3 protein-coding genes are annotated in these 4,225 nt (G+C 68.7%); all 3 read left to right on the forward strand.

Translation table 11 applies throughout. From position 1 onward, the window contains the following. Positions 1-117 precede the first annotated feature (117 nt). The gene (locus tag FKP22_RS22760; RefSeq protein WP_141289961.1) at positions 118-582 is read left to right on the forward strand and encodes a C40 family peptidase; all 465 of its coding nucleotides are present in this window, start codon (positions 118-120) and stop codon (positions 580-582) included. Between the two features lie 90 nt (positions 583-672). Continuing rightward, the gene (locus FKP22_RS22765) at positions 673-1,773 is read left to right on the forward strand and encodes a DUF748 domain-containing protein (protein WP_170201024.1); all 1,101 of its coding nucleotides are present in this window, start codon (positions 673-675) and stop codon (positions 1,771-1,773) included. A 169-nt stretch (positions 1,774-1,942) separates the two neighbouring features. Next, on the forward strand, positions 1,943-4,225 hold a 2,283-nt coding region (locus tag FKP22_RS22770), incomplete at its 3' end, for a YgiQ family radical SAM protein (RefSeq protein ID WP_375140611.1).

Consider the following 4,225-nt stretch of genomic DNA (forward strand, 5'->3'; position numbering starts at 1 on the left):
GTCCACGCCCAGCAGCGGCAGCTGGGCCCAGGCGGGCGGCGATGATGTGACGGGCGGCGCAGCAGAAGACATGCGCGGATTGTCCCCGGCCGCCCAAGTTGCAACAGAATTGCCTCCATGCACGCATTCCATCGCCTGGCCTGGCGACTCTGTCTGTTGTTGCCGCTGCTGCTGGCGGCGTGCGGCACAACGCCGCGCTTCACGCGCCTTACGCCCGAACAGTCATCCGACATCGCCATCCACGCGATGGGCCTGGTCGGCACGCCTTACCGCTATGGCGGCAACACACCCGCGGGCGGCTTCGACTGCAGCGGCCTGATCGGCTACGTCTACCGCAACCAGGCCGGCATGGCGCCGCCGCGCACGGTGGCCGACCTGAACCAGTTTGGTCAACCAGTCGAGGCCGGCGAGCTGCGCACCGGCGACCTGGTGATCTTCGGCCGCGGCCGGCCCACGCATGCCGGCATCTACGTGGGCGACAGCCGCTTCGTGCATGCACCATCCACCGGCGGCGAGGTGCGCCTGGACCGGCTGGACAGCGGTTACTGGGCGCGGCAGCCCACCGCCTACCGCCGACCATGATCCATGGCCGGCCTTGCCGGCTTGGCGACAATCCAGCCCATGGTGAGTGTTTCGCGTCGCGCCGGATGGTGGCTGGGGATTGGATTGATCATGCTGGTGGGCCTCGCAGGCCTGTACCAGTTGCTGCTGCACCGGCTGGACAGCACGCTGCGCGAGCACCTGGGGCCGCGCGCCAGCGTCGGCGCCATCTCGGTGGACTGGAACGGGCTGACGGTGCAGGACCTGCGCCTGGCCGCGGCGCCGGGCTGGCCCGCCGAGGATGAACTCAGCGCCCGTCGCGTTTTCGTTCAACCGGCGCTGCGCAGCCTTTTCTCGGGGCCGTGGCAGCTGCACCGCATCGAGGTCGAAGGCGCCTCCCTGAGCCTGCTGCGTGGCCGTGATGGCAAGCTGCAGCTCCTGCCCGGGTTGCTGCAGCCGGAAAGCGCCACGACGCCCGCCCGCGCCCCAACCCGCCCCGCGGCGCCGAAAACCGCACCGGCCAGCGCTGCCAGCCAGGCCGAGGCCAGCGCGCCCACGCTGGTGATCAACGAAGTGCAGCTGAAGGATGTGCAGGTCGACTTCTACGACGACTCGCTGAAGCCGCTGCGTGCGCGGCCGCATCACCTGCAGCTCGGCGAGCTGAACGCCACGCTGGGCAACCTGCAGCTGCCGGCGCTCGACCGGCCCATGTCGCTGAAGGTGCGCGGCCTGCTTCGTGGCCCGGGTGGCGCCGGCAACCATGACGGCCAGCTCAAGCTGGACGGCGAACTGACACCCGCCACCCATGACGCCGACCTCAGCGCCGAACTGCAAGGCGTGGACCTGCGCGCGCTGCAGCCTTACCTGCTGAAGGTGGCCGAAGGCGGCATCCAGCGCGGCCAGCTGGACCTGCAGCTGAAGGCCCAGGTCAAGGCCGACCACCTGCATGCGCCCGGCCGCGTGACCCTGACCGGCCTGGCGCTGAACCACAGCGGCAGCTGGTGGGACGGGCTGGGCACCGCCAGCCGCCAGGCCGTGCTGGACACCATGGCGCACAAGGGCCGGATCGAGGTCAACTTCACGCTGGAAGGCCGGCTGGACGACCCGAACTTCTCGGTCAACGACAGCCTGGCCAGGCGCTTTGCTGCCGGCCTGGCCGAGGGCGTGGGCGTCAGCGTCGGCGGCGTGGTCGAAGGCGTGGGCCAGATGTTCAAGGGGCTGCTGGGGCGCTGAGCGGACCGGGCTGCGGCGGCGGTGTGCGGGCCTGCGCAGGCCCGAGCCGGTCGCCGCGTGGGGTTATCGCCAGCAAGGCCGACACCTGGGACAATGCAGGCTCTTGATGCCGGACGTGCCTGTGGCCCGCCCGGCTTTGGTCTTTCCGGTCCCCTTCCCCGCCGCTGCCGTGTCCGCCACCCTCGAAGCCCCCGTCCGTTCCGATGCCAAGGCCAATGCCAAGCCCAAGGCGTTGACGGCTTACCGTCCGTACTGGGCCAAGCGTTTCGGTACCGCGCCTTTCCTGCCGATGAGCCGCAGGGAAATGGACAAGCTGGGCTGGGACAGCTGCGACATCATCATCGTCAGCGGGGACGCCTATGTGGACCACCCGAGCTTCGGCATGGCCGTGATCGGCCGCACGCTGGAGGCGCAGGGCTTCCGCGTGGGCATCATCGCGCAGCCGGACTGGCAGTCTGCCGACGCCTTCCGCGCCCTGGGCAAGCCCAACCTGTTCTTCGGCGTGGCCGCCGGGAACATGGATTCGATGATCAACCGCTACACCGCGGACCGCAAGATCCGCAGCGACGACGCCTACACCCCCGGCAACGTCGGCGGCAAGCGGCCGGACCGCGCCACGCTGGTCTACACCCAGCGCTGCAACGAAGCCTTCAAGGACGTGCCGGTGGTGATCGGCGGCATCGAGGCCAGCCTGCGCCGGATTGCCCACTACGACTACTGGAGCGACAAGGTGCGCCGCTCCATCCTGGTGGACGCCAAGGCCGACCTGCTGGTCTACGGCAATGCCGAACGCGCCATCGTCGAGATCGCCCATCGGCTGGCGGCCAAGAAGCCGATCGAGAGCATCACCGACGTGCGCGGCACCGCCTTCATGCGCAAGCCGGACGACCTGGCGCTGGACGGCTGGTACGAAGTCGACTCCAGCGAGGTCGACACCCCCGGCAAGGTCGACAAGCTGCTGAACCCCTACCTCACGATCGAGGAACAGGCCGACGACAACGGTGCCAGTTGCGCCAAGGCCGAAGCGGCGAAGGCTGGCGACACACCGCCCGCGGCCGACGGTGCCAAGCCCATGCTGCTGATCCGCCGCCCGGTCGAAAAGCTGGGCAGCCGCGCCATCACCACGCCGCGCGACCGCACCGTGATCCGCCTGCCGGCCTACGAGCAGGTCAAGAGCGACAACGTGCTCTACGCCCACGCCAACCGCGTGCTGCACCTGGAGACCAACCCCGGCAACGCGCGCGCCATCGTGCAGCGCCACGGCGAGGGCCACACCGCACGCGACGTGTGGATCAATCCGCCGCCGCTGCCGCTGTCCACCGAGGAGATGGACCACGTCTTCGACCTGCCCTACGCCCGCAGCCCACACCCGAGCTACGCCGACGCCAACGGCAGCCATGACGGCGAGACCAAGATCCCCGCGTGGGAGATGATCCGCTTCAGCGTGAACATCATGCGCGGCTGCTTTGGCGGCTGCACCTTCTGCTCCATCACCGAGCACGAAGGCCGCATCATCCAGAGCCGCTCGGAAGACTCGGTGATCCGCGAGATCGAGGAGATCCGCGACAAGGTCAAGGGCTTCACCGGCATCATTTCCGACCTCGGCGGGCCCACCGCCAACATGTACCGCATCGGCTGCAAGAGCCCCGAGATCGAGGCCGCCTGCCGCAAGCCGAGCTGCGTCTACCCCGGCATCTGCTCCAACCTGAACACCGACCACGGCCCGCTGGTGAAGATGTACCGGCGCGCCCGTGCGCTGCGTGGCGTCAAGAAGATCCTGATCGGCTCCGGGCTGCGCTATGACCTGGCGGTGCAGTCGCCCGAGTACGTGAAGGAGCTGGTGACGCACCACGTCGGCGGCTACCTGAAGATCGCCCCGGAGCACACCGAAGGCGGCCCGCTGTCGAAGATGATGAAGCCGGGCATCGGCACCTACGACCGCTTCAAGGCGATGTTCGAGAAGTTCAGCGCCGAGGCCGGCAAGAAGCAGTTCCTCATCCCGTACTTCATCGCCGCCCACCCGGGCACCAGCGACGAAGACATGATGAACCTGGCGATCTGGCTCAAGCACAACGGCTTCCGCGCGGACCAGGTGCAGACCTTCTACCCGTCCCCCATGGCCACCGCCACGGCCATGTACCACTCGGGCCACAATCCGCTCAAGGGCATCAGCCGCGACGCGCGCAAGGGCGAGCGCGTGGACATCGTCAAGGGCGACAAGCGCCGCCGCCTGCACAAGGCCTTCCTGCGCTACCACGACCCGAACAACTGGCCGCTGCTGCGTGATGCATTGAAGGACATGGGCCGCGCCGACCTGATCGGCAACGGCAAGCACCATCTCATTCCCACCTGGCAGCCGACGACCGACGGCAGCTACCAGAGTGCGCGCCGCAGCAATTCGACGCCGGTGGCCAAGACCGGCGCCAAGCCCGCCACCAAGCCCACAGCGGGC

This window comes from Ideonella azotifigens (genome assembly GCF_006519715.1).
GTDB lineage: Bacteria > Pseudomonadota > Gammaproteobacteria > Burkholderiales > Burkholderiaceae_C > Ideonella > Ideonella azotifigens.